General features: G+C 62.2%; 24 protein-coding genes, 1 tRNA gene and 1 pseudogene. 17 read left to right on the top strand and 9 right to left on the bottom strand.

What is annotated here, in order from left to right; translation table 11 throughout:
* The first annotated feature begins 132 nt into the window (after window positions 1-132).
* Window positions 133-915, top strand: a complete 783-nt coding sequence (locus HCN58_RS25025) for a CPBP family intramembrane glutamic endopeptidase (protein ID WP_171582044.1) — start codon at window positions 133-135, stop codon at window positions 913-915.
* On the opposite strand, the gene HCN58_RS25020 is transcribed toward HCN58_RS25025, so the two are convergent.
* The 4 genes from HCN58_RS25020 to HCN58_RS25005 are packed head-to-tail and all read right to left on the bottom strand — an operon-like array spanning window position 912 to window position 2,833.
* Complete coding sequence (locus HCN58_RS25020; RefSeq protein ID WP_171582043.1) at window positions 912-1,841, bottom strand: AEC family transporter; 930 nt, start codon at window positions 1,839-1,841, stop codon at window positions 912-914. The two genes, HCN58_RS25025 and HCN58_RS25020, sit on opposite strands and share 4 nt — an antisense overlap.
* A gap of 2 nt (window positions 1,842-1,843) precedes the next feature.
* Window positions 1,844-2,326: a Holliday junction resolvase RuvX gene (gene ruvX / locus HCN58_RS25015; RefSeq protein ID WP_171582042.1), complete on the bottom strand. Its 483-nt coding sequence runs from the start codon at window positions 2,324-2,326 to the stop codon at window positions 1,844-1,846.
* A gap of 22 nt (window positions 2,327-2,348) precedes the next feature.
* The gene (locus HCN58_RS25010; RefSeq protein ID WP_376701214.1) at window positions 2,349-2,609 is read right to left on the bottom strand and encodes a PepSY domain-containing protein; all 261 of its coding nucleotides are present in this window, start codon (window positions 2,607-2,609) and stop codon (window positions 2,349-2,351) included.
* 56 nt (window positions 2,610-2,665) lie between these two features.
* The gene (locus HCN58_RS25005; RefSeq protein WP_171582040.1) at window positions 2,666-2,833 is read right to left on the bottom strand and encodes a hypothetical protein; all 168 of its coding nucleotides are present in this window, start codon (window positions 2,831-2,833) and stop codon (window positions 2,666-2,668) included.
* A gap of 421 nt (window positions 2,834-3,254) precedes the next feature.
* Here HCN58_RS25005 and HCN58_RS25000 point away from each other — a divergent pair, with 421 nt between their 5' ends.
* The 7 genes from HCN58_RS25000 (at window position 3,255) to HCN58_RS24970 (ending at window position 9,140) form a co-directional block, all read left to right on the top strand.
* Window positions 3,255-4,118 (top strand): N-acyl homoserine lactonase family protein, encoded by an 864-nt coding sequence (locus HCN58_RS25000; RefSeq protein ID WP_171582039.1) that lies wholly within the window; start codon window positions 3,255-3,257, stop codon window positions 4,116-4,118.
* Window positions 4,119-4,239: 121 nt separating this feature from the next.
* Window positions 4,240-4,995: an ABC transporter ATP-binding protein gene (locus HCN58_RS24995; protein WP_171582038.1), complete on the top strand. Its 756-nt coding sequence runs from the start codon at window positions 4,240-4,242 to the stop codon at window positions 4,993-4,995.
* Window positions 4,992-5,693, top strand: coding sequence for an ABC transporter permease (locus tag HCN58_RS24990; protein ID WP_171582037.1), 702 nt, complete (start codon window positions 4,992-4,994; stop codon window positions 5,691-5,693). Before HCN58_RS24995 ends, HCN58_RS24990 begins: the two co-directional genes overlap by 4 nt.
* A complete protein-coding gene (locus HCN58_RS24985; RefSeq protein WP_171582036.1) occupies window positions 5,690-7,249 on the top strand; it encodes a GldG family protein in 1,560 nt (519 codons plus the stop codon). Before HCN58_RS24990 ends, HCN58_RS24985 begins: the two co-directional genes overlap by 4 nt.
* Entirely contained in the window at window positions 7,246-7,767 is a 522-nt protein-coding gene (locus HCN58_RS24980; RefSeq protein WP_171582035.1) for a hypothetical protein, read from the top strand. The genes HCN58_RS24985 and HCN58_RS24980 overlap by 4 nt, the downstream gene beginning before the upstream one ends.
* Before the next feature lie 113 nt (window positions 7,768-7,880).
* Window positions 7,881-8,819: a HupE/UreJ family protein gene (locus HCN58_RS24975; RefSeq protein ID WP_171582034.1), complete on the top strand. Its 939-nt coding sequence runs from the start codon at window positions 7,881-7,883 to the stop codon at window positions 8,817-8,819.
* 105 nt (window positions 8,820-8,924) lie between these two features.
* The gene (locus HCN58_RS24970) at window positions 8,925-9,140 is read left to right on the top strand and encodes a hypothetical protein (RefSeq protein WP_171582033.1); all 216 of its coding nucleotides are present in this window, start codon (window positions 8,925-8,927) and stop codon (window positions 9,138-9,140) included.
* Here HCN58_RS24970 and HCN58_RS24965 read toward each other — a convergent pair.
* Entirely contained in the window at window positions 9,127-10,008 is an 882-nt protein-coding gene (locus tag HCN58_RS24965; protein ID WP_171582032.1) for a LysR family transcriptional regulator, read from the bottom strand. The genes HCN58_RS24970 and HCN58_RS24965 overlap by 14 nt on opposite strands.
* Window positions 10,009-10,111: 103 nt before the next feature.
* On the opposite strand from HCN58_RS24965, the gene HCN58_RS24960 reads away from it, so the two are divergent.
* Together HCN58_RS24960 and HCN58_RS24955 are read left to right on the top strand one after the other, a co-directional pair.
* Entirely contained in the window at window positions 10,112-11,086 is a 975-nt protein-coding gene (locus HCN58_RS24960; RefSeq protein WP_171582031.1) for a nitronate monooxygenase, read from the top strand.
* A 39-nt stretch (window positions 11,087-11,125) separates the two neighbouring features.
* Entirely contained in the window at window positions 11,126-12,202 is a 1,077-nt protein-coding gene (locus HCN58_RS24955) for an NAD(P)H-dependent flavin oxidoreductase (RefSeq protein ID WP_171582030.1), read from the top strand.
* An 18-nt stretch (window positions 12,203-12,220) separates the two neighbouring features.
* Here the strand turns inward: HCN58_RS24955 and HCN58_RS24950 are convergent, their stop codons facing one another.
* Window positions 12,221-12,385, bottom strand: a complete 165-nt coding sequence (locus HCN58_RS24950; RefSeq protein ID WP_171582029.1) for a hypothetical protein — start codon at window positions 12,383-12,385, stop codon at window positions 12,221-12,223.
* Between the two features lie 375 nt (window positions 12,386-12,760).
* Here HCN58_RS24950 and gatC point away from each other — a divergent pair, with 375 nt between their 5' ends.
* The 6 genes from gatC (at window position 12,761) to HCN58_RS24920 (ending at window position 18,333) form a co-directional block, all read left to right on the top strand.
* Window positions 12,761-13,048, top strand: a complete 288-nt coding sequence (gatC, locus tag HCN58_RS24945; protein WP_171582028.1) for an Asp-tRNA(Asn)/Glu-tRNA(Gln) amidotransferase subunit GatC — start codon at window positions 12,761-12,763, stop codon at window positions 13,046-13,048.
* Between the two features lie 71 nt (window positions 13,049-13,119).
* Window positions 13,120-13,326, top strand: a complete 207-nt coding sequence (locus tag HCN58_RS24940; RefSeq protein WP_171582027.1) for a hypothetical protein — start codon at window positions 13,120-13,122, stop codon at window positions 13,324-13,326.
* The gene (gene gatA, locus HCN58_RS24935; RefSeq protein WP_171582026.1) at window positions 13,323-14,798 is read left to right on the top strand and encodes an Asp-tRNA(Asn)/Glu-tRNA(Gln) amidotransferase subunit GatA; all 1,476 of its coding nucleotides are present in this window, start codon (window positions 13,323-13,325) and stop codon (window positions 14,796-14,798) included. The genes HCN58_RS24940 and gatA overlap by 4 nt, the downstream gene beginning before the upstream one ends.
* A 3-nt stretch (window positions 14,799-14,801) precedes the next feature.
* On the top strand, window positions 14,802-15,095 hold the full coding sequence (locus HCN58_RS24930) for a hypothetical protein (protein WP_171582025.1): 294 nt from the start codon (window positions 14,802-14,804) through the stop codon (window positions 15,093-15,095).
* Window positions 15,092-16,576 (top strand): Asp-tRNA(Asn)/Glu-tRNA(Gln) amidotransferase subunit GatB, encoded by a 1,485-nt coding sequence (gene gatB, locus HCN58_RS24925; protein ID WP_171582024.1) that lies wholly within the window; start codon window positions 15,092-15,094, stop codon window positions 16,574-16,576. Before HCN58_RS24930 ends, gatB begins: the two co-directional genes overlap by 4 nt.
* Window positions 16,577-18,066: 1,490 nt before the next feature.
* The gene (locus tag HCN58_RS24920) at window positions 18,067-18,333 is read left to right on the top strand and encodes a hypothetical protein (RefSeq protein ID WP_065747015.1); all 267 of its coding nucleotides are present in this window, start codon (window positions 18,067-18,069) and stop codon (window positions 18,331-18,333) included.
* An 18-nt stretch (window positions 18,334-18,351) separates the two neighbouring features.
* Here the strand turns inward: HCN58_RS24920 and HCN58_RS37505 are convergent, their stop codons facing one another.
* Window positions 18,352-18,519: an SEC-C metal-binding domain-containing protein gene (locus HCN58_RS37505; RefSeq protein ID WP_171582023.1), complete on the bottom strand. Its 168-nt coding sequence runs from the start codon at window positions 18,517-18,519 to the stop codon at window positions 18,352-18,354.
* 212 nt (window positions 18,520-18,731) lie between these two features.
* Window positions 18,732-18,920 (bottom strand): hypothetical protein, encoded by a 189-nt coding sequence (locus HCN58_RS24910; protein WP_171582022.1) that lies wholly within the window; start codon window positions 18,918-18,920, stop codon window positions 18,732-18,734.
* A gap of 294 nt (window positions 18,921-19,214) precedes the next feature.
* Between HCN58_RS24910 and HCN58_RS37820 the strand changes: the two are divergent.
* A pseudogene (locus tag HCN58_RS37820) lies at window positions 19,215-20,369 on the top strand (helix-turn-helix domain-containing protein).
* A 44-nt stretch (window positions 20,370-20,413) separates the two neighbouring features.
* Here HCN58_RS37820 and HCN58_RS24900 read toward each other — a convergent pair.
* Window positions 20,414-20,507, bottom strand: a tRNA-Ser gene (locus tag HCN58_RS24900).
* Window positions 20,508-21,072: the final 565 nt, after the last annotated feature.

Below are 21,072 nucleotides of genomic sequence, written 5' to 3'. Positions count from 1 at the left end.
GCCCGGCGAAGCTTTGGCGGAGAGGGGTCCCGGCCATCCACGTCTTATGTCTCGGCGCGGACTCAAGACGCGGATGCCCGGGACAGGCTCCGGGCATGACGAAATAATCCTCCGGCCCATGAAAGTCATTTGATGGATTCCCTTTCCCCCGCACGTGCTGTTGCAACCCCAGCCGCGATCCCCGATCAGCGGCCGCCACGGGCCTGGAAATTCTGGGGCACGACGCTGTGGGGCCTGTTCATCTTCGCCGCGATGTTCCTCGGCCAACTCACGGTGATCATCTATTTTGTGCTGCGGCAGGGCGGATCGTTCGATATCGCCGATGCGATCCGTGTCATCGGCGGCGGCCTTACCATCTCGCTCTCGGTCATCCTGGGATTGCCCGCGGTGCTGCTGGCGACGTGGGTCGCGATCCGCCCGACACGCATGTCGTTTGCCGACTATCTGGCGCTGCGCTGGACCTCATGGCGCAATTTCTTCATCGGCCTCGCCGCGCTCGCCATTCTCGTCGGCGGCTGGGACCTGCTGTCGCGCGCGCTCGGACGCGAGGTGACGCCGGGCTTCATGGGCGAGGTTCTGAAAACAGCGCAGGCCGAGGGCGCGCTGTGGCTATTGGTGATCGCGTTTTCCGTCGCCGCGCCGATGTGGGAGGAGATTTTCGCGCGCGGCTTTCTCTACCGCGGCTGGTCGGAATCGCGGCTCGGCGTCGCCGGCGCCATCTTCCTGTCGTCGCTGGCCTGGACTTCGCTGCACCTGCAATACGACTGGTTCTTTTTTGGCGAGGTGTTTTCGATCGGCCTGTTACTGGGCTATCTGCGCTACCGCACCAATTCGACCTGGCTGACCATCGTGCTGCACGGCATCAACAATCTGGCGGCGACCATCCAGACCTTCTGGCTGGCTGGCTCCAACTAGCACATGGCCGCCAGCGCAATCGCGATCGGCATCGTCACCGCCGCCAGAATCGTCTGCAGCGTGATGATCTGGGCCAACAGCGGCGCGTCGCCGCCCATCTGGCGCGCCAGCACGTAAGCCGACGAGGATGTCGGTACCGCCGCGCAGGCCGTGACGATGGCAAGGTTCGACCCCGACAGACCGAACCAGAGCGCCAGTGCAACCGCGATCACAGGCATCAGGATCAGCTTAAGGACCAACGCCACCGAGGCGGCGAGGCTCGGCCGGAACATGCCTTCGAGGTGCAGGCCGGCGCCGGTCACCAGCAAGCCGATGGCGAGCGAGGAACGTCCAAGCGCATCGGCCACCTCATGCCAGAGTTTTGGAAGGGGGATGTGGGTGACGTTGAGCGCCAACCCGATGGCGCAGGCCCATATCAGGGGATTGAGCGCCACGGTCGCGACGATGGCGCCAGCCGAACGCTTTTCCGGCGAAGCGTAGTGGGCGAGCACGGAGACGCTGAACACATTGACCAGCGGGATGATGGCGACCATCGCGACGGACGCCAGCGCGAGCCCGAGATCGCCGAACAGATTGCCGGAGACGGCGAGCGCGACATAGGTCTGCCAGCGCGTCGCTCCCTGGAAGATCGAGGTGAATGCGGGGCCATCGACGGCGAAGCGCGCGAGCAGAGGGCGCAGCGCTAGGCAGAGCAGCGACATCAGCAGCACCGAGAGCAGCAGCGCGCCGCCGACGCCGGCCACCGGCACCGTGCTCAGGTCCGCCTTGACCAGCGTCTGCACCAGCAAGACCGGAAACAGCACGTAATAGGTCAGCCGTTCCAGCCCATGCCATTGCGTCTCGGGGCGGATCAGGGTCCGCTTCAGGATGAAGCCGAGCACGATCAGCAAAAACACCGGCAGCAGCGCCGCGATCACGACCGCCATGCTCAGCGATCTCCGCGCAGCTTCGCCAGCCGGTCCAGCGCGCCCTGCAGGATGAAGATCGCGGCGTGCTCGTCGATCACCTCGGCGCGGCGGGCGCGGGAGACGTCCATCCCGATCAGCTCCCGCTCGACCGCCGCGGTCGATAGCCGCTCGTCCCATAGCCCAATTGCCAGGTTCGTGAGGTTCGAAAGATTGCGGGCAAAGGCGCGGGTCGATTGCGCGCGGGGGCCTTCGCTGCCGTCCATGTTGATGGGCAGGCCAAGTACGAAGCCGACCGCGTTGCGCTCGCCTGCTATCGCCAATAGCCGCGCTGCATCGGCCTTGAAGGCCTTGCGCTGCATCGTCTCGACGCCGGTCGCCAGCCTTCGGTCGGGATCGGATACGGCCACGCCGATCGTCTTAGTGCCGAGGTCGAGGCCGATCAGGGCGCCGCGCGTGGGCCAGTGCGTAACGGCATCGATCAGGGGGAGAACCGGGGCGGGCATGCCCCCGCATAACACCGGCGCGTTATGCGCGCAAAGCCGATCGTAGCGTCAGTCGTCTGGTTTTTCGAGGTTGATGACGCCTGGGGTCGGCACGGAAATCCATTTTCTGACCGTTCTTGATGCCTTCGCCTTCCCAGCGGCCGTCATCGGCTTCAAGTTTGGTGACCTGCGTATAGCCCGCCTTGAGGGCTTTCTCGATGACCTGCTGTGCTGGCATCCAGTCCGATCCTGGTTGATCAGCTATCGCCAGATCCAGCGACCCTGCTGAAAAATACCCCCGCAAGAACAACAGCAGTGAGTTTGCCCATAGCTGCCTCCGTGGCGTTACTGGATCGGGAACTAGCGTCTTTTCTTTTCAGCCTTCTTCTTAGCCTTCAAGACTTCAGCCTGAGCACGATAGCCCCGCGCCATGTTCAGGAAATTCTGAGCGATCTCAACGTCCGAGGCAGACCGCGCCATGCGTTCAGCCTTGTCAGCTTGCTTACGGAAGAACTTTGTTTCCTTCATTACCGTCGTCTCGGCAGATAGGCGCCTCCTGCATAAAAACTGGACGGTAGAGCGCCTATGTCAACCTCGAAACAAGCAAAATCATAGCCAATGTCCAATGTAACGGGAACGCTCAAAGAGATGATGGTTCTGGCCGCGTGCCGAGCCTGCCACTAGGCCTCGGGGGTGGAGTCGTTTGGACATGGTCCCAGCGTGTTTTTGTGAGTATGGCCAATATCTATTGCAGCCAGGTGGAGGTGCTGAAGGCTAGAAAGGCCGGCAAAAAACGGCGCTGACCGAGAGTGGCCTATTTTCAAATGGCATTCCCAACTTGCTTTTGGTGGGGCCCAATCTATTCTCAGGTGGCTGGCCTCGACCGCGTCGAGGCGATGCATAGTGGCTGCATAGACAGCCCGTAAAACAAGGCAAAGGAGGACACGCTATGACGATGAAGCATGTTGCCCTGAGTCTAGTTACCGCGCTCAGCCTTGCGGCCGTGGCCGCGCCGGCCCTCGCACAGGAGGGCCCGAAGCTTTACGTCTTCACATCCGGTTCGCTGGGAGGCTTCCCGAAGGCCGCCTTGCAGATGGGCGGGCAAGGCAATATCGACTGGGCACCGGTGAGCTTCTACGTGCTCAAGCATCCCAAGGGCAACGTCATCATCGACACCGGAAACAACGACAAGACAATCACCGATCCCGAGGGGTGGTGGGGACCGCTGGCCAAGGGCTTCGGCCTCAAGATGACCAAGGATGACGCCATTCCGGCGCAGCTTGCCAAAATTGGCCTCAAGACCGATGACATCAAATACGTGGTCGTCGGGCACTTGCATCTCGATCACGGCGGTAACGTCGGCCAGTTTCCGAATGCGACCCTCGTTGCACAGGAGGACGAGCTGAAGGCTGCCTGGTGGCCGGATGTCGGCTTCTCCGTCTATTACATTCCGGGCGATTTCGCCGACACGAAGAAGATGAACATCATCCGGCTCAATGGTGACCTGGATCTGTTCGACGACGGTTCGGTGCGCATCATGCGTGCTCCCGGCCATACCCCTGGCAGCCAGTTCGTGGTCGTGAAGCTGCCAAAGACCGGCTCGGTCATCCTCACCAGCGACGTGGTCTATCTCAAGGAAAACCTCGATAAGAACCTCATCCCGCCGATCCCGGGCACAAATAATCCGGGCGACGCCTATCGAAGCTATCAGCGCATTCGGCTCGTGCGCGACGCCAACAACGCGCAGATTTTCTACGGGCACGATCCAGAGGTCTTCAAGGCGACGAAGAAAGCGCCCGAATTCTACGATTGAAAGCTGAACCGGCGCGGGCTGTGCCAGGCGGAGCGCGCGCGCCAGATTCCAGGGTAGCCCGCCGAAGCGACGCGGCAGCAAGCTTGTCCGCTGGGCAGCCGCTGCTCTTTCGGGACGCTGCATGACCATCTCGTCAATCGACGCGGCGCTGCGGGATAATGCGCCAACCCGAGCGACGGAAATTCCTGCCATTTCGGCTGTCGGCGTAAGCAAACGCTACGGCTCGGTCACAGCACTTGACCGGCTGACGCTCGACATCCGCCGCGGCGAGGTGTTCGGCCTGTTGGGACCGAACGGCTCCGGCAAAACCACCTTTATGCGGCTGCTTGCGGGCTACCTGTTGCCTTCCGCCGGGCGGCTCACGGTGGCAGGCCTCGATACAGTCCGCGACTCGCTCGCGGTGCGACGGCGTATCGGCTATGTGCCGGAATCGGCACCTCTCTATCGCCAGATGCGCGTCGGCGAATTCCTCGCATTCATGGCGCGGCTTCGTGGGCTGCCCGAACCGGCGGTCGCCGCCGCCGTGGAACGGGTGGTCGACCGGCTCGCATTGGGCGCTGTCGTGAACAAGCCGACCAGGGCGCTGTCCCGCGGTTATCGCCAGCGGGCAGCGCTTGCACAGGCACTGATCCACGATCCCGATATCCTCATCCTCGACGAGCCGACTAACGGACTTGATCCCCGCCAGATCATCGAAATGAGAGAGTTGATCCGCTCGTTGGCCGGGCACCACACGGTCCTAATGAGTTCGCATGTCCTCAGTGAGGTGGAGAAGACTTCCGACCGCGTGGCAGTAATGCTCGACGGCCGGTTACTCGGCGTCCAAGTGATGGCGGACACCCCGGATCTCGAGAGCTGGTTTTTGTCGCTGACATGAGAACGCTGCGCATCCTCTTCACCAAGGAACTGAACGCCACGTTGACGTCGCCGATCGGCTATACGGTTGCGGCCGTATTCCTGCTCGTGCTGGGCTATACGTTCAGCCTGACGCTGTTCGTCACCAAGGTAGCGAACCTCCAATATATCTTTCACCAGATGTATGTGCTGTCGATTCTGCTGGTCCCCGTGCTGACAATGCGCACCTTCGCCGAAGAGCGACGGTCGGAAACGCTGGAATTGCTGCTTACTGCGCCGGTTAGCGAGCTTTCGGTCGTGGTGGCGAAATATGCCGCTACGCTGACGCTCGTGCTCGGGATTTTCGCGCTCACGCTTATTTACGCCGCGATCCTCGGCCGCTACGGCGAACCGGATTGGGGACCGATCTATGCCGGGTATCTGGCGCTCGCGCTCCACGCCTCGCTGCTAGTCGCCGTCGGTCTCCTGATGTCCAGCATTACCGAGAGCCAAGTCGTGGCCGCGGCGTTGTCGATCGGCGCGTTCCTGATGCTTTGGTTTGCCGATTCGGTGTCCTATCTTCTGCCACCCCCGTTCGACAGCTTTGCAATTAACCTCTCTTTGATAGGCCACTTCAAGCCGATGGTCAGCGGTTCGGTGTTCCTGTCGGACATCGGCTATTTCGTCACTGCGAGCATGCTTGCGCTTTTCCTCACCACCTGGGGACTTGCGCAGCGATGAGCGACCAGCAAGGTTCGAACGACCTGCCGGCCGAGGACACGAGCTTTCTTCACAATCTGCTCGAGCCGCTGCAATCGCTCGACTGGATCAATCTGAGCTGGCTTGCCGGAGTAGTTTTCGCGCTGGTGGTGCTGTTTGCTGCCGGCTTAAAGGTGCCGGCGCGGCTTGCCTTCACCAGCCGCATTGCCTCTGCCACGCTTGTCGCCGTTGCCGCCGTGGCAGTCACGATCCTCGCCAATGTGGCGCTCTTTCGCCACGACGCCCATCTCGATCTCACCCACGAAAAGTCTTTCACGCCGTCGGCGGAGTCGCGCGAGGTCGTGCGCAGGCTCAGCAGGCGCATCGAGGTGGTCTATTTCTACCAGAAGCAGAATCAGGCCGCTCGCGCGCTAGGCGCCATGCTGCGACAGCTCGAGCGTCTGAACGGGAATTTTAGCGTGCAGTTGATCGACGCCGACCAGAATCCGGCGCTGGCCAGCAGCCAGGGCGTCCGAACCTACAATTCCGCCGTGCTGCGGCTTGACGAGCGCCGCGTCGAAGTAATCACCACCGACGATCGCGAGATCGCGCTTGGCGTGTTGAGGCTGCTACGCACGCGCGAGATCGTGATCTGTTTCGCGTCGGGGCACGGTCAATACGACATCGACAATTTTGAGTTCCACACGCATTTCGAAGGTGCCCACAACCACAGCCACGATGCCTCCGGCACTGGTGTGGTGCTGATGGAACAGCACGGTCTCGGCCGACTGAGGCGTGCCATCGAGAAGCTCGGCCTGGTCGCCCGCAAGGTTTCCTTCGCCACCGGCCAGCCGATCCCGGATGATTGTGCGGCGATGGTCGAAGCCAACCCGCGGACCCCCTACAGCTCCGGCGAAACTGACGTGCTGCGCCGCTATCTGGAGCGCGGCGGTTCTGCGATGTTCCTGATTGAGCCGGACTATACCCTCGACGAGAGCATCGCGGCGCTGCTTGCGAGCGCCGGCATCGCAGTGCGTGACGGCGTGATCGTCGATCCGACCGAGCACTACTTCACCGACGAGCAGATGATTGCCGTATCGCGCTACGGTTCCCACCCTGCCACGCGCGGGCTGGCGCTATCGTTCTATCCGGGCGCGCGGCCGCTGGAGGTCTTGCCGGCGCCGGGCGTCAAAGTGACGCCACTAGCCGCCAGCAGCGCCGACAGCTACGTCATCGCAAATCGTCTCGGGGAACGGACAAAGGCCAACTCGGGTCCGCGTGCATCACAGATCATCTCACTCGCCGCCGAGGGGCGATTGCACGGATCGGCGGCTGCCTTCCGCATGATTGTCGCGGGCGATGCCGATTTCGCCTCTAATTCCTTCTTTCCCTATCTGGCCAACTCGGATGCCGTGTTGGCCGGACTCGCGTGGCTCACGCGTGAGGAACGAGCGCCGGCGATCAAACCACCGGTCGAAGTCCTTCCAACGGTCTCGCTCACCGGCGAACAGATGCGCGGCATCTTCCTGGTCACGGTGCTACTTATTCCCGGGCTCATAGCATTCGCCGGCAGCGCGATGTGGTGGTGGCGGCGATGAACCGGCTGGCCTGGGCAGCTGCCGCGCTCGGCGCTACGGGGATACTCGCGGCGCTGGCGTTTACCGGCGGACGCGGTGGTCCAGGGCTTGAGCCTTTCGTGCCGAAGGGGCTGATGACGATTCCGGTCGAGGACGTGCGGGAGGTCGATGTAATCGCCTCGCGCGGCCATTGGCATTTTGTGCGCACGCAATCCGGCTGGCGCGTGACGCAAGGCGCAGCCGCGGCAGGCTTCGAGGCGCGCCTCGACAGCGCGCTCAAGCTGCTTCGAAACTCGGGACCGGATCGCGTCTTGACGGAGGCGGAAGTCGCGCGGGTCGGCGTGGCGCAGTTCGGTCTCGCGCCACCCCGGCTTCGGGTCGTTGTCAGCGGACCCGGCGCTTCGGTGTTCGCGATTTCGTTCGGCAGCACCAATCCGATGGGCCTGTCGCACTATGCGAGGCTTGACGGAAGTCAGGAGATCGCACTGTTGCCGGCCTTCGTTCTCGAAGAATGGGAGCGGGCGGGAGGCCCACCGTGACGATGAGGCTCGCGCCATGGGCACTCCTCTGGCTGACGCTTATTGGCTGCTGCGGCGCGCTTGCGCACGTAACCACCACGGGACTATTGCGCATCGAATTCACTGGCGGCCGGATGCTCTACGCGCTCTCGCTCGCCTTGCCTGAACTGCCGGCAGCCTCGGCGGAGATCCTCACTGCCGCCGCCAATGCTGATCGTGGAGCAGCGGAAGTGGCGGCCGAAGCGGCGCGCAGGAGCGTCACAGTGGCCCTCGACGGCGGACACTGCCGGGCCGGACGGGTGCGCATTGGCGGCGCCGGCACCAACGAGACCCGCGCAACAATCGAGATCGACTTCACCTGCGACTCTTCACATGGCCGTCTCGATATCACCGAGGACTGGCGCGCCTTTCTGGGCGAGCACTACCAAACCCTCGGCAATCTTCGCACGCCGAGCGGCGAGCGGCAGGTGATTTTCGGGGAGGAGTCGAGATCTGTCACTGTGGAAATCGACCGCACCGTCGCGACGGGCTGGTTCGACTTCGTCAAGCTCGGCATCGAGCACATTCTCACCGGCTATGACCACCTGCTGTTCCTGGTTGCGCTGCTGGCCACCGCGCGAGGTGCGTGGTCGGTAGTGCGCATCGTCACGGCCTTCACATTGGCCCACAGCGTGACGCTGTCGGTCGCGGCACTGGGCATTTTTACGATTCCCGACCGCGTCATCGAGCCGCTGATTGCGGCTACGATCGTCTGGGTGGCGCTGGAGAATCTTTTCGCGGCCGAGCCCGACAGGAGGCGGTGGATATGGAGTTTCGGTTTCGGCCTTGTGCACGGCTTCGGGTTTGCCTCCGTACTTGGCGAACTCGGCCTGAAGGGGGCGACACTGGCGCGTGGATTGGTGGGTTTCAATGTGGGCGTCGAGATCGGGCAACTAATTTTCGTGGTCGTCTTCCTGCCGGCGCTGATGTGGTTATCACGCGGTCGCGGCGCGCGGCTGACCCCGCGGATCGCCTCGCTGGCGGTGGCGGTGATCGGCACCTACTGGCTGGTCGAACGTATCTTTGTTGGTTGAGTGCCGTCGTGGCGCTGGAGTTTTGGGCGGGTAGCTGTCCCGACTGAGCGAAGGCGGTCAGCAATTTCGCGTGGGGTGAACTGAACGCGGGATGAGAAGATGACGATGGACGCACTTAACCTGTTCGGCTTATTCGCGGTGACCGCGATGCTGGTGGCTTACGCGCTAGAGGAGCGCAGCCACTTGTTTATTCTCGCCTTCGCCGGCGCATGTGTGCTCGGCTCGGCGTATGGATTTCTGCAGGGCGCCTGGCCGTTTGGCTTCATCGAGGCGATCTGGGCCGGGGTCGCGCTGCGGCGCTGGTATGTCAGGCGGCGATAACCTCGCCATTGCCGTTCAGGCAAGACACAAACCCCCGCAGGGCGCTGTATTGATGGGCAGTGCGACGGGTGATGAAGAGTGTCTCGACGCGCGCCTGCGTCGGGTTCAGCGTGTGGACGTTGACCGTGTCGTTCCGCCCGACGACGGCGCGCGGCAACAGCGTCACACCCATGTCGGCGGCGACGCAGCCGATCATGCCGTCGAGCGTACCGAGTTCGAACCGCGCGGAAGACGGCCAGCCGAATTCCGAAAACACCTGTTCGAGCCGCTGCCGGTAAGTGCATCCGGTGCGGAACACCAGCGCAGTCGGACCCGAGCCTGGTGTACCCGCGCGTAAAGCGCCGAGGCTCTGCCAGCGCCGCGCCGTGATCAGCACCAGTTCTTCGCGGAAGGCAACCGTCGCGTCGAGTTCGGCATGCTCGATCGGACCGGCAACGAAGGCGCCATCGAACGTGCCGTTGAGCACGCCGGCCACAAGGTCGGCCGTTGTCGAGGTCCGCAGGCTCAACTGCACCGCCGGAAAGCGGCGATGAAATTCGGCGAGCAAAGACGGCAGGCGCACCGCGGCCGTTGTCTCCATCGAGCCAATGGAGAGAGGCCCCTTCGGGTCGCCATCGTCGCGCGCCGCCAGCACTGCTTCGCGCGACAGAGCCGCCATCCGCTCGGCATAGGGTAGCAGGCGGCGACCGGCGCCGGTCAGCGTCATGCCGCGGCTGTGCCGTTCGAACAACGCGGTGCCGATCTCGGCCTCCAGTGCCTTCACACGTTGGGTAACATTGGACTGCACGGTGTTGAGTTCGTCGGCGGCGCGGGTGATGCCGCCGAGCCGGGCGACGGCCGAAAAGGTCTGGAGGTCGCTCAATTCCATGGCGAATTCCGTTTTGTTTTAGAGATGGAAGCGTTCTTAAGTATTCATTTTTGGAGAATGATAGTTCGGCCTAATATCGCTGTCCAGATTTCAGGGAGTGGACATGCCGATCTTCACGCCGTTGACTGACCGTCTGGGCATCCAGCATCCGATCCTGTCGGCGCCGATGGATGTGATTGCGGGCGCGCGCCTGACTGCGGCCGTCAGTGCGGCCGGCGGTTTCGGCATACTCGGCGGCGGCTATGGCGACCGGGCGTGGCTGGAGCAGGAGACGGCCAAGCTTGCCGATGTCTCTGATCCCTTCGGCATTGGCTTTATCACCTGGAGCCTTGCGAAGCAGCCGCAGCTTCTGGATATAGCGCTCGAAGCCGGGCCGCGCGCGATCATGCTTTCGTTCGGCGATCCCAAGCCCTTTGCGCCGCGCATCAAGGCGTCAGGTACGTTGTTGATTTGCCAGGTTCAGGACGAGGCGATGGCGCGGCAGGCGCTCGATGCAGGCGCCGACATTCTGATCGCGCAGGGAACGGAAGCCGGCGGCCATGGCGCGTCGCGCACCATCATCGACATCGTGCCGGCGATCGTCGATCTCGCGGCCGGCCGCGTACCGGTCGCAGCCGCCGGCGGAATCGGCGATGGCCGCGGGCTCGCGGCGATGATGATGCTGGGCGCGTCCGGCGTGCTGCTCGGCACGCGCTTCTACGCCAGCGTTGAATGTGACGGGGCAGAGGAAGCCAAGCAGCGGATCTGCGCGGCCTCGAGCGGCAACAGCGTTCGCGGCATCATCTTTGATCTCTCGCGCAACAATGTCTGGCCGGCACCGTTTACCGGCCGCTGTCTGATCAACGATCATGCGCGACGCTGGATGGGACGCGAGGTCGAACTGATGCAGAACATCAAAGCGGTCGCGGCGGAATATGCGGCGGCGAAGGCGGCGGGAAATTTTGACATCGCCGCTGTCATTGCGGGCGAAGCCGTCGGGCTGATCCGCGATATCCCGCCGGCCGGCGAGATCGTTGACAGGATCGTCACTGAGGCAGAGCAGATACTGGGCGGGCGGCGGAATTCCGTTGCCGCCTAACCTTCACCCACCATCAATTCATTTCAAGCGAGCAGAACCATGTGGCCAGACCGCCGGATCATCGACCTCTTCAAGACCGAATTCCCGATCGTGCTGGCGCCGATGGCCGGCATCATGGACGCCGAACTGGTGATTGCGGCGGCGCAGGGCGGGGCGCTGGGCTCGCTGCCGTGCGCGATGATCACGGCGGAAAAGGCGCGCGAGCAGGTCAACATTATCCGCCAGCGGGTCACGACACCCATCAACATGAACTTCTTCTGCCACACGCCGGCCGATGCCGATCCCGTGCGCGAGGCCGGATGGAAGGCGCGGCTTGGCTCTTATTACAAGGAATTGGGCATCGATCCTGCCGCGCCCGTCAGCGCCGCTAACCGCGCGCCGTTCGATGAGGCGATGTGCGCCGTCGTCGAAGAGTTGAAGCCGGAAGTGGTCAGCTTTCATTTCGGCTTGCCAGATCCGGCGCTGGTCAAGCGCGTCAAGGCGGCGGGATCGATCGTGATGTCGTCGGCGACCATCGTGAAGGAAGCGATCTGGCTGGAAGAGAACGGCGCCGACGTCATTATCGCGCAAGGCGCCGAAGCGGGCGGCCACCGCGGCATGTTCCTGACGGATAATATCGCCCAGCAGCCCGGCACGTTCGCGCTGGTGCCGCAGGTCGTCGATGCGGTGAAGGTGCCGGTAATCGCGGCCGGCGGTATTGCGGACGGGCGCGGCATTGCGGCGGCCTTCGCACTCGGCGCGTCCGGTGTGCAGATCGGCAGCGCTTATCTGCGCTGTCCTGAATCCAAGGTGATCGGACCTGCGCGCACCGCGCTGGCCCAAGCGCATGACGATTCCACCGTCATTACCAACGTCATGACCGGCCGGCCCGCGCGTGGCGTTGCCAACCGTGTCATGCGCGAGGTCGGACCGATTTCGCCGGATGCGCCTGCGTTCCCGCATGCCGCAACCGCGCTCGCGCCGCTAAAGGCGGCGGCCGAAAAGCTCGGCAAGGTCGATTTCACCAATCTGTGGGCCGGACAGGCGGTGCGGATGGGGCGCGAGATGGCGGCGGCGGAATTGACCCGTTCACTCGCGGGCGCTGCGCTGGCGCGGTTTGGTACGTTGGCCGGCTAAGCCGCCGCACCAGTCCGTTCAGTGCGCGGGTTCGTCGCGCCTCACATCGAGATGCTCGGCGGCCAGCGATCGGTAATGTGCGGCCATCTCCTTGTAGTGCTGCCTGGAGATGGGATCGGTCGCATTTTCGGCACGGCGTTCGAACATTTCCGCCTTTTCCTGCAGGATTTTAGCCCGGGACATGGCTCTCCTCCCGTTCGGTCAGGTTAAGCAGGCGAGATAGACGATCGCGACGCCGAGAACGGTCCCGATGGACCAGAGGGCCGGATCCCAGCTTTCCGATCCGGCGCGGTCATTTTCGGTGGTCGACATGACACGGCCTCCCGATGTTCCGGCCGCGACTACATCCCCCGACTGTCTCTGGAGGACTACGTAAGGGGGCAAAAATGGTTTCGTCAGGGTGCTTTGCGCAAGAAATCTGTGCTTCGCACACAAAATCTTGTCTGTTCGGGCGGGGGGTGACCGAAAGGTCTCGCGGCCGCCCGTTCTCGTGGTTGCAGCGCAAAAGCGGCCTCTGCTATACGGCGGATGCGAATTCTCCATTCGAGGCCTATATTTATGTCCGTTGATGCCGCCACCGTTCGCCGCATCGCGCATCTGGCGCGGATTGCGGTCACCGAGGCCGAGGTTCCCCATCTGCAGGGCGAATTGAACGCGATGCTGGCTTTCGTGGAGCAGCTTTCGGAAGTGAATGTCGACGGCGTCGAGCCGATGACCTCGGTGACCCCGATGGAAATGAAGAAGCGGCAGGATGTGGTCAATGACGGCGAGATTCCCGACGACATCGTCAGGAATGCGCCGGAGACGCAAAACCATTTTTTCCTGGTGCCAAAGGTGGTCGAGTAGCGCGTAGCGTTTTCGAGCGAAGTGGGTGCCGGTTCGCGTGAAGAAAACGCGTCAAACAAAAGAGTCTTCCGATGTGTCTGCTCTGCGACGATGAAAAGGCCTATCAGGCCTACATGAATTATCTCGACGCGATGGAGCGGCAGGGCAAGGCCGCCGATCCCGACAAGGCGATGGACGCCGTGCTCGATCAACTCGAGGCAGCCGACAAGGCGCGTGCCAACGATCCCGCCAACGACAAGACGCTTTCTCCGTTCTTCTGCAGCCCGATCAATAAATGACCGACCTGACATCTTTGACCATCGCCGAGGCTAGATCTGGCCTCGCGAACAAGTCTTTCACCTCGCTTGAACTGACGGACGCGCATCTCGCCGCGATGGAAGCGGCGCGTTCGCTCAACGCCTTCGTGCTGGAAACGCCGGATCAGGCCCGCGCCATGGCGCGCGCGATCGACGCCAAGATCACAAAAGGCGAGGGTGGGCCGCTCGCCGGCATTCCGCTCGGCATCAAGGATCTGTTCGCAACGAAAGACGTGCGCACCACGGCCTGCTCAAAGATCCTCGGCAACTTCGTGCCGCCGTATGAATCAACCGTCACCTCGCAGCTCTGGCGCGACGGCGCGGTGATGCTCGGCAAGCTCAACAACGATGAGTTCGCGATGGGCTCTTCGAACGAGACGTCCTGTTTCGGCCCGGTGGTCAATCCGTGGCGGCGCGAAGGCTCCAACACCACGCTGGTGCCAGGCGGTTCCTCCGGTGGATCGGCCTCTGCGGTGGCCGCGCTGCTCTGCATGGGCGCGACCGCAACCGACACCGGCGGTTCGATCCGTCAGCCCGCCGCCTTCACCGCAACCGTCGGCGTCAAGCCGACTTATGGGCGCTGCTCGCGTTGGGGCATCGTGGCGTTCGCGTCTTCGCTCGATCAGGCCGGCCCGATCGCGCGCACCACGCGCGATGCTGCGATCCTGATGCGTTCGATGGCGGGCCACGACCCCAAGGACACGACCTCCGTCGATATCGGCGTGCCCGATTACGAAGCCGCCGTCGGCAAGTCGGTGAAGGGGATCAAGATCGGTATTCCGAAGGAATATCGCCTCGACGGCATGCCGGCGGAAATCGAAAAGCTCTGGACCGAGGGCGCTGGCTGGCTGAAGGCGGCCGGTGCCGAACTGGTCGAGGTGTCGCTGCCGCACACCAAATATGCGCTACCGGCCTATTACATCGTGGCGCCGGCGGAAGCCTCGTCCAATCTCGCCCGCTATGATGGCGTGCGGTACGGCTTGCGCGTGCCCGGACGCTCGATTGGCGAATTGTACGAGAACACCCGCGCCGAAGGTTTTGGCGATGAAGTGCGCCGCCGCGTCATGATCGGAACCTATGTGCTCTCTGCCGGCTATTACGATGCCTATTATCTGCGCGCGCAAAAAGTACGCACCCTGATCAAGAAGGATTTTGAAGATTGCTTCGCCAAGGGCGTCAGCGCGATCCTGACGCCGGCGACGCCCTCGGCCGCGTTCGGCGTCGGCGAAAAGGGGGGCGCCGATCCGGTCGAGATGTACCTCAACGACATTTTTACGGTGACCGTGAACATGGCGGGATTGCCGGGCATCGCCGTGCCGGCCGGCAAGGATGCGCAGGGCCTGCCGCTTGGCCTGCAACTGATCGGCCGTCCGTTCGACGAAGAGACGCTGTTCTCGCTCGGCGAAGTCGTGGAGCAGGCGGCCGGCCACTTCACGCCGCCGCGCTGGTGGTGACCCATGCCGGATTTCCGCGCCAGCTTGAGGCACGCAGCGCCCACGCCGGGCCTCGAACCGCCGCTGGCCGCGTTGTGGTGGGCTGCCAAGGGCGACTGGGACCGGGCGCACAAGATCGTGCAGGACGAAAGTGACGCGAATGCTGCCTGGGTGCATGCCTATCTGCACCGGGTCGAAGGCGATCTCGGCAACGCCGGCTACTGGTACCGCCAGGCCGGCCAGCCGGTGGCGAAGGATTCTCTGGAAGCCGAATGGGAGCGGATCGTGTCCGCGCTGCTCGGGGGTGGAAAAGCATGAACGTGTCAGTCAAACCCGGAAAACTGATCAAGGGCCAAACCGGCGACTGGGAAGTCGTGATCGGGATGGAGGTGCACGCCCAGGTCACCTCGAAATCAAAACTGTTCTCCGGTGCATCGACCGAATTCGGCGGCGAGCCGAACAGCCATGTCTCGCTGGTCGATGCGGCCATGCCGGGCATGCTGCCGGTCATCAACGAGGAATGCGTCAAGCAGGCTGTCAGAACCGGTCTCGGCCTCAACGCGAAGATCAACCTGCGTTCGGTATTCGACCGAAAAAACTATTTCTATCCGGACCTGCCGCAGGGCTATCAGATCAGCCAATACAAGTCGCCGATCGTGGGCGAGGGCGAGATTATCGTCGAGCTGGACGGAGGCAAGACCGCCACGATCGGCATCGAGCGGCTGCATCTGGAACAGGATGCCGGCAAATCGCTGCACGACCAGTCGCCGAGCATGTCCTGTGTCGACCTCAACCGCTCCGGCGTCGCGCTGATGGAGATCGTGTCGAAACCCGACATCCGCGATGCCGAGCAAGCCAAGGCCTACGTAACAAAGCTGCGTTCGATCCTGCGTTATCTCGGCACCTGCGATGGCGACATGGAGAAGGGTTCGCTCCGCGCCGATGTGAACGTTTCCGTGCGTAAGCCCGGCGGCCCGCTTGGCACCCGCTGCGAAATCAAGAACATGAACTCGATCAACTTCATCGGCCAGGCGATCGAGTACGAGGCGCGGCGTCAGATCGAGATCATCGAGGATGGCGGCACGATCGACCAGGAGACGCGCCTGTTCGACCCCAACAAGGGCGAGACGCGCTCGATGCGCTCCAAGGAGGAAGCGCACGACTATCGCTATTTCCCCGACCCCGACCTGCTGCCGCTCGAGTTCACGCAAAGCTATGTCGATGAGCTCAAGAAGAAGCTGCCGGAGTTGCCGGACCAGAAGAAGGCACGCTTCATCGAGAGCCTCGGCCTGTCCCCCTACGACGCCGGCGTGCTGGTGGCCGAGCGCGAGAGCGCGGTCTTCTACGAAACCGTGCTGGATGGGCTTGCCGACAAGACGCGCGATGGCAAGCTCGCCGCCAATTGGGTGATCAACGAGTTGTTCGGGCGTCTCAACAAGGAAGGCCATGGCATTACGGCATCGCCAGTGTCGGCGTCGCAGCTTGCTGCGATCGTCGGTCTGATCGGCGAGGGCACCATCTCCGGCAAGATCGCAAAGGACCTGTTCGAGATCGTCTGGACCGAAGGCGGCGACCCGCGCGAGCTGGTCGAAAGCCGCGGCATGAAGCAGGTCACGGATTTGGGCGCGATCGAGAAGGTCGTTGACGACATTATCGCGGCCAATCCGGACAAGGTCGCGCAGGCGAAAGCCAAGCCGCAGCTCGCCGGCTGGTTCGTCGGCCAGGTGATGAAGTCATCCGGCGGCAAAGCCAATCCGCAAGCGGTCAACGATCTCCTGAAGGCGAAGCTCGGCATTTGAAGCGTCCCGTAACGGGACGAATCCGTCGTCAATGGCGCCGCGATCGATGCGCGCGAGCGTGCTTCGATCGTCCGTCGCGATCTGAAATTCACCATCGCGGCCGAGAGCGCAGTTGCGAATCGGTCTTCGCGATTCGCAAAAAAGTTCGGTTTTGGCGAGCGGCGATGAGACGCCAAGGCCGTATCCACGAAAATTTTTTTATTGCCAAAATTTGCGACTCAGAGTCCGCGCACGCGGATTTTTCGCGGCATCGATGAGTCGCGACAACATCGATCGCGCATCGAGCGTCGTTTGATGAATTCAAGAAGATGCTGCGGCACAGGCGTTTTTTCAATCTTGACAAATATCGATGCCGGTCGTTGCGGCACTTTTTGCATCGATGTGCGAGCATGTCGTTGCGTCGCCGACAGCAGCGCTGCGCGCGCTTGGTCATTGCTGCGTCAACACTTCCTTAAGCGGGACGCTGTTTTTTTGAATGTGTTGGTGTATTCGGGATGTAGTGCATCTCGATTCCCGAGTGCACGCAGCGACTAAAGCCATCTCACTACATTAGGAGGGCAACATGGCCAAGAAAGCTAAGAAGGCGAAGAAAGCGAAGAGCGCAGTGAAGAAGACTGCGAAGAAGACCCGCAAGGTCGCCAAGAAGAAGAAGTAAGTTCGCTTCTTTGAAAATTGCCGGCGGCTCGAAGCCGGCACGTCACCCGAGCCCCAAGACGAAACGCTGAAGGCTCTGGTCGACGAAAGAGGGTGTCGGCGAGACATCAGGTCAAACGGCTGGATCGTATTTCGAGGGAGCTCGCTTCTTCAAACCGGTCCGGCAGAAGAAACAGGTTTTCTTCGTTCGGTGCGGGTATCCTTAACAGCCCGCAATTTCATCGGGGCCAAAGCCCGGCATGAAATCTGGTCCTGACGTGTTCGCCGACGCCCTCGTTCCTTTGGGGCGTACTTGTCCCCGGAACGCCCGCTTTCGCGGGAGCGCTCCGACAGCCCAGGCATCTGGCGTCCGGCGCTAAGTTTTCCAAATTCATTTCATCGTCCATAGTTGTCGGCTGTTTCGGTTCCACCCGTCGCGCCGGTTCAGGCGCGTCATCTCCGGCCAATTCGATATTCGACACGCCTTGACGCCCCGCATGGCCGCAGAGCTTGCGGAACGCCGGGGCATTTGCTGGAACCGTCAGCGCTCCGATCAGGTGACGAGTGATGATGACATCGGCGTTGGCCGCAATGGTTATCGTTCTGCGAAACTGCAGGGTAAACGGACTTTCGCGATTGGCCACTTCTCCCTGTGCCGCAGGCACTTCTGAGATTTCGTGTTCAACGGCGCAAAGTGTGCGTTTACACCCCGTTCATCGCGAACCTTAAACCGCCCTTCAAATTTGATCGGCCATGATCATCCCAACAGCAGACCGGAAAACGGCGTTGGGGATGTCAACAGTGGACAGGGGCCGCGCTCGGGGGGAGGGCGGCAACGATAAGAAGGGAAGCTACCGATGTTTCAGGGGCAGATTGATCTCGACACGGCAATTCCGGTGGAAGCGACCGCGATTCCGGACGTGCTGTTCGAGCGCGGCCTTTACTGGGCGAGCGGCCGTTCCGGCGTGGTGAATCTCGTCGCGGCCCACAAATGGTTCAATCTCGCCGCGCTGAAGGGACGCGCGGATGCAATCTCCATGCGCCGCGAGGTCGCCGCGATGATGTCGGACGCCGAAATCGCCACCGCACAGCGCGAGGCGCGCGCCTGGATGACGGCACACTGAGGCAAGATGCTGCCAGCCTCACACTTGCGGATCTCCGTTGGCAAGGCAGCATTTCTTCGCTTTCTTGCCGCTCCCGCAGAGAGATGGATCGTTAACCTCCGACGTGGCGCCCGGGATTTCTGACCGGCTCGTTCGGATACACGAGATCGGCCCAGGGTGATGTCTCGTCTGCCTCTTCGAACACATCGTTCTTCATCCTCGGACTCGCGCGTCCAGGCTAGCGATTCGAGCACGTCCTCGATGTACCCCAGGTGATCTGGTGAACCGATCGATGTCATCGGGCGCGTGTTCGGCTGCGGCAAGGTCGTCGTTGAACTGAGCGCGATCGATCCGGTCGTCGGGGATGCGGCCTTGGCCCGCGGAACAACAGCAGGCTTTCGTCGTTCGACCAGCCCTCGTCATCCGCTGCGTTCACGAGGACTGCGCGCAATTTCGGCGCGGATTCTTCGATCCTCGCCGTACAACTGCGATGGCGAAATCAGGAAGCGTCGGTTCGGTCGCGACGGCGTGAAGGTAGTCTTCGATCGGCCAAGCTCGGGCATGTTCTCGCCGTCGCCAAGGATCGCTTCGAGTACTTCTTTCTTCATGCCTGGCCTCCGCGGCGAATTGAACGGGACGATCGTGAGAGGCGTCCGACGAACAGAAAGGGTCGATCGAGCATCGGCGTAAATGGCGCGGAATTTGTGGTAAAGGTGGAGAAGGAGAGGGGCTCGATAGAGCCCTCCTTCGCCAAGGCTTCGGAAGGGCATCCTGCTTTGCGGGCGAGAGGGCGCCGATCCTGCGAAGCGCGTCAGCGCGAATGATCGGCCCGAGACATAGGTGACAAAACGTACCGGACACCTGGGTTACACTTTCCGCTTTTGTTCTGCGGGAGGTGTTGGATGCCGTGGAAAGCGAGTTCGGTAGTGGAAGAACGCCTTCGCTTTGTGGCCGTCTGCTGGACGGCGAGGCCATGACGGACGTCTGCCGGGAGTTCGGCGTATCCCGCAAGACAGGCTACAAGATTTTCGATCGCTACAAGGAGCAGGCGCTGGCCGCCCTGAGCGATCGGTCCAGGCGGCCGGTGCGCTATGCCAATCAGCTCCCAGAGCAAATCGAGGGCCTGATTGTCCGCCTCAAGGCGGAGAAGCCGCACTGTGGCGCGCGCAAGATCCACGAACTGCTGGTCCGGCGGCTCGATGGCGACGTCAGGATTCCCGCAAAAGCACCATCCATGCGGTGCTCGATCGCCATGGCCTGGTCAAGCGCGGCGGCGGGCCGCGCCACCGCGCGCGGCACGCCGCTGTCCACGGGCGCCGGACCTAATGATCTGTGTGCCGACTTTAAGGGCGCGTTCAAGCTCGGCAATGGCGCTACTGCTATCCGCTGACCGTCACCGACCATGCTCGCGCGTCCTGCTGTTGTGCGAATCGCTCGGTTCAACGCGTGAAGGCCCTGCAATTGCAGCCTTTGAACGCCTGTTCCACCAGCGCGGCCTGCCGCTAGCCATTCGCTCCGACAACGGCGTGCCCTTCGCCAGTCCCAACGCCAACCTCTCCAAGCTCTCGGTGTGGTGGCTTCGGCTGGGGATTGCGATCGAACTCATCAAGCCGGGCCGCCCGCAACAGAACGGACGCCACGAGCGCATGCACCTCACCCTCAAAAAGAAAACAACCCAATGGCTTGCAACAGCAGGAACGCTTCGACGCTTCGTCCGCGAGTTCAATGCCGAACGTCCGCATGAGGCCCTCGACATGAAGTGTCCTGCCGAGCTCTACACCGCCTCGGTGCGCTCCTATGCCGGCCTGCCGGGGCTGACCTATCTGTTCCACGATCGCGAGGTTCTTGTTACCGCCTGCGGACGCCTCTGCCGCCATCGCAAGAGGACCAACATCTCAACCGTCCTGGCCGGCCAAAAGCTCTGCATCAAGGAGGTCGACGAGAGCATTTGGCTCGTCAGCTTCATGCACTATGATCTGGGATACTTCGACCTGAAGCAGAAAACCTTGCAGCCCCTCGACAACCCGTTCGGCACGAGGTTGTCGCCTATCTCTTAGGTACGTTCCGTTACCCGTGTCTCTGGGCTGGACAAAAAGCAGGATGGCGGAGCCGGAGGGATTCGAACCCTCGATAGGGCTTTACAACCCTATAACGGTTTAGCAAACCGCCGCCTTCAGCCACTCGGCCACAGCTCCATCAGCGCGGATATGCCTGACGCGAAGGCCAGCCGCAAGCGGCAGATTCAGATTACGCCAAGGCCATTTAGAGGCGCTGTGGCTTCGCGCATGCTTCCGTAACGATCTCGCATCCCGCGGAGCTCGTTTACTAGATGTCTTTCGAGGTTATGCGCTCCATAAGCAGACGGATCGGCACGTGCGTTTCGCGCGATTATGACAATTTGACGTCGGGGGAGTTTCGGCGCCCGCCGGCCCCGGATGCCTCGAAATGAAGCACATCGTCGCGCGAACGTGATTCGACGTCTCCGCTGATCCGATTCGGTTCCCGTTGTGCGGGTTGCATAGCGCAATGCGTTAGCGCTAGCTCCGGAGCAATCTGCGATTGCATTTGGGGCCCGAAGGAGGAGGGAGCTTTGGCATTTTTGTCGTCGCGCAGCGGTTGCTGACGGCTAGGTTCGGGCCGGAGCCTTTATAATTGTTGCGGGCGGCGTCGCCTTCGCTCGCCGGATCATTGAATCTACCCCGGTTGGCCTTCCGATGAGTCTATTCGGATGACTCTACTATCTGTGTGACGTCGGATGCG

It is taken from the genome of Bradyrhizobium australiense (assembly GCF_013114825.1).
GTDB classification, from domain to species: Bacteria; Pseudomonadota; Alphaproteobacteria; order Rhizobiales; family Xanthobacteraceae; genus Bradyrhizobium; species Bradyrhizobium australiense.
This window is presented reverse-complemented; position numbering and strand designations above follow the sequence as displayed.

Excerpts from the sequence above, each read along its gene's own strand:
- gatB (WP_171582024.1), top strand. The coding sequence starts at position 15,092 with ATGAACGTGTCAGTCAAACCCGGAAAACTGATCAAGGGCCAAACCGGC.
- HCN58_RS24965 (WP_171582032.1), bottom strand. The coding sequence starts at position 10,008 with ATGGAATTGAGCGACCTCCAGACCTTTTCGGCCGTCGCCCGGCTCGGC.
- ruvX (WP_171582042.1), bottom strand. The coding sequence starts at position 2,326 with ATGCCCGCCCCGGTTCTCCCCCTGATCGATGCCGTTACGCACTGGCCC.
- HCN58_RS24975 (WP_171582034.1), top strand. The coding sequence starts at position 7,881 with ATGCTCTACGCGCTCTCGCTCGCCTTGCCTGAACTGCCGGCAGCCTCG.
- HCN58_RS24940 (WP_171582027.1), top strand. The coding sequence starts at position 13,120 with ATGTGTCTGCTCTGCGACGATGAAAAGGCCTATCAGGCCTACATGAAT.
- HCN58_RS24980 (WP_171582035.1), top strand. The coding sequence starts at position 7,246 with ATGAACCGGCTGGCCTGGGCAGCTGCCGCGCTCGGCGCTACGGGGATA.
- HCN58_RS24930 (WP_171582025.1), top strand. The coding sequence starts at position 14,802 with ATGCCGGATTTCCGCGCCAGCTTGAGGCACGCAGCGCCCACGCCGGGC.
- HCN58_RS24990 (WP_171582037.1), top strand. The coding sequence starts at position 4,992 with ATGAGAACGCTGCGCATCCTCTTCACCAAGGAACTGAACGCCACGTTG.
- HCN58_RS24950 (WP_171582029.1), bottom strand. The coding sequence starts at position 12,385 with ATGTCCCGGGCTAAAATCCTGCAGGAAAAGGCGGAAATGTTCGAACGC.
- gatA (WP_171582026.1), top strand. The coding sequence starts at position 13,323 with ATGACCGACCTGACATCTTTGACCATCGCCGAGGCTAGATCTGGCCTC.
- HCN58_RS25005 (WP_171582040.1), bottom strand. The coding sequence starts at position 2,833 with ATGAAGGAAACAAAGTTCTTCCGTAAGCAAGCTGACAAGGCTGAACGC.
- HCN58_RS25025 (WP_171582044.1), top strand. The coding sequence starts at position 133 with ATGGATTCCCTTTCCCCCGCACGTGCTGTTGCAACCCCAGCCGCGATC.
- HCN58_RS25020 (WP_171582043.1), bottom strand. The coding sequence starts at position 1,841 with ATGGCGGTCGTGATCGCGGCGCTGCTGCCGGTGTTTTTGCTGATCGTG.
- HCN58_RS24985 (WP_171582036.1), top strand. The coding sequence starts at position 5,690 with ATGAGCGACCAGCAAGGTTCGAACGACCTGCCGGCCGAGGACACGAGC.
- HCN58_RS37505 (WP_171582023.1), bottom strand. The coding sequence starts at position 18,519 with ATGTGTTCGAAGAGGCAGACGAGACATCACCCTGGGCCGATCTCGTGT.
- HCN58_RS25000 (WP_171582039.1), top strand. The coding sequence starts at position 3,255 with ATGACGATGAAGCATGTTGCCCTGAGTCTAGTTACCGCGCTCAGCCTT.
- HCN58_RS24960 (WP_171582031.1), top strand. The coding sequence starts at position 10,112 with ATGCCGATCTTCACGCCGTTGACTGACCGTCTGGGCATCCAGCATCCG.
- HCN58_RS24910 (WP_171582022.1), bottom strand. The coding sequence starts at position 18,920 with ATGAAGAAAGAAGTACTCGAAGCGATCCTTGGCGACGGCGAGAACATG.
- HCN58_RS24920 (WP_065747015.1), top strand. The coding sequence starts at position 18,067 with ATGTTTCAGGGGCAGATTGATCTCGACACGGCAATTCCGGTGGAAGCG.
- gatC (WP_171582028.1), top strand. The coding sequence starts at position 12,761 with ATGTCCGTTGATGCCGCCACCGTTCGCCGCATCGCGCATCTGGCGCGG.
- HCN58_RS24955 (WP_171582030.1), top strand. The coding sequence starts at position 11,126 with ATGTGGCCAGACCGCCGGATCATCGACCTCTTCAAGACCGAATTCCCG.
- HCN58_RS24995 (WP_171582038.1), top strand. The coding sequence starts at position 4,240 with ATGACCATCTCGTCAATCGACGCGGCGCTGCGGGATAATGCGCCAACC.
- HCN58_RS24970 (WP_171582033.1), top strand. The coding sequence starts at position 8,925 with ATGGACGCACTTAACCTGTTCGGCTTATTCGCGGTGACCGCGATGCTG.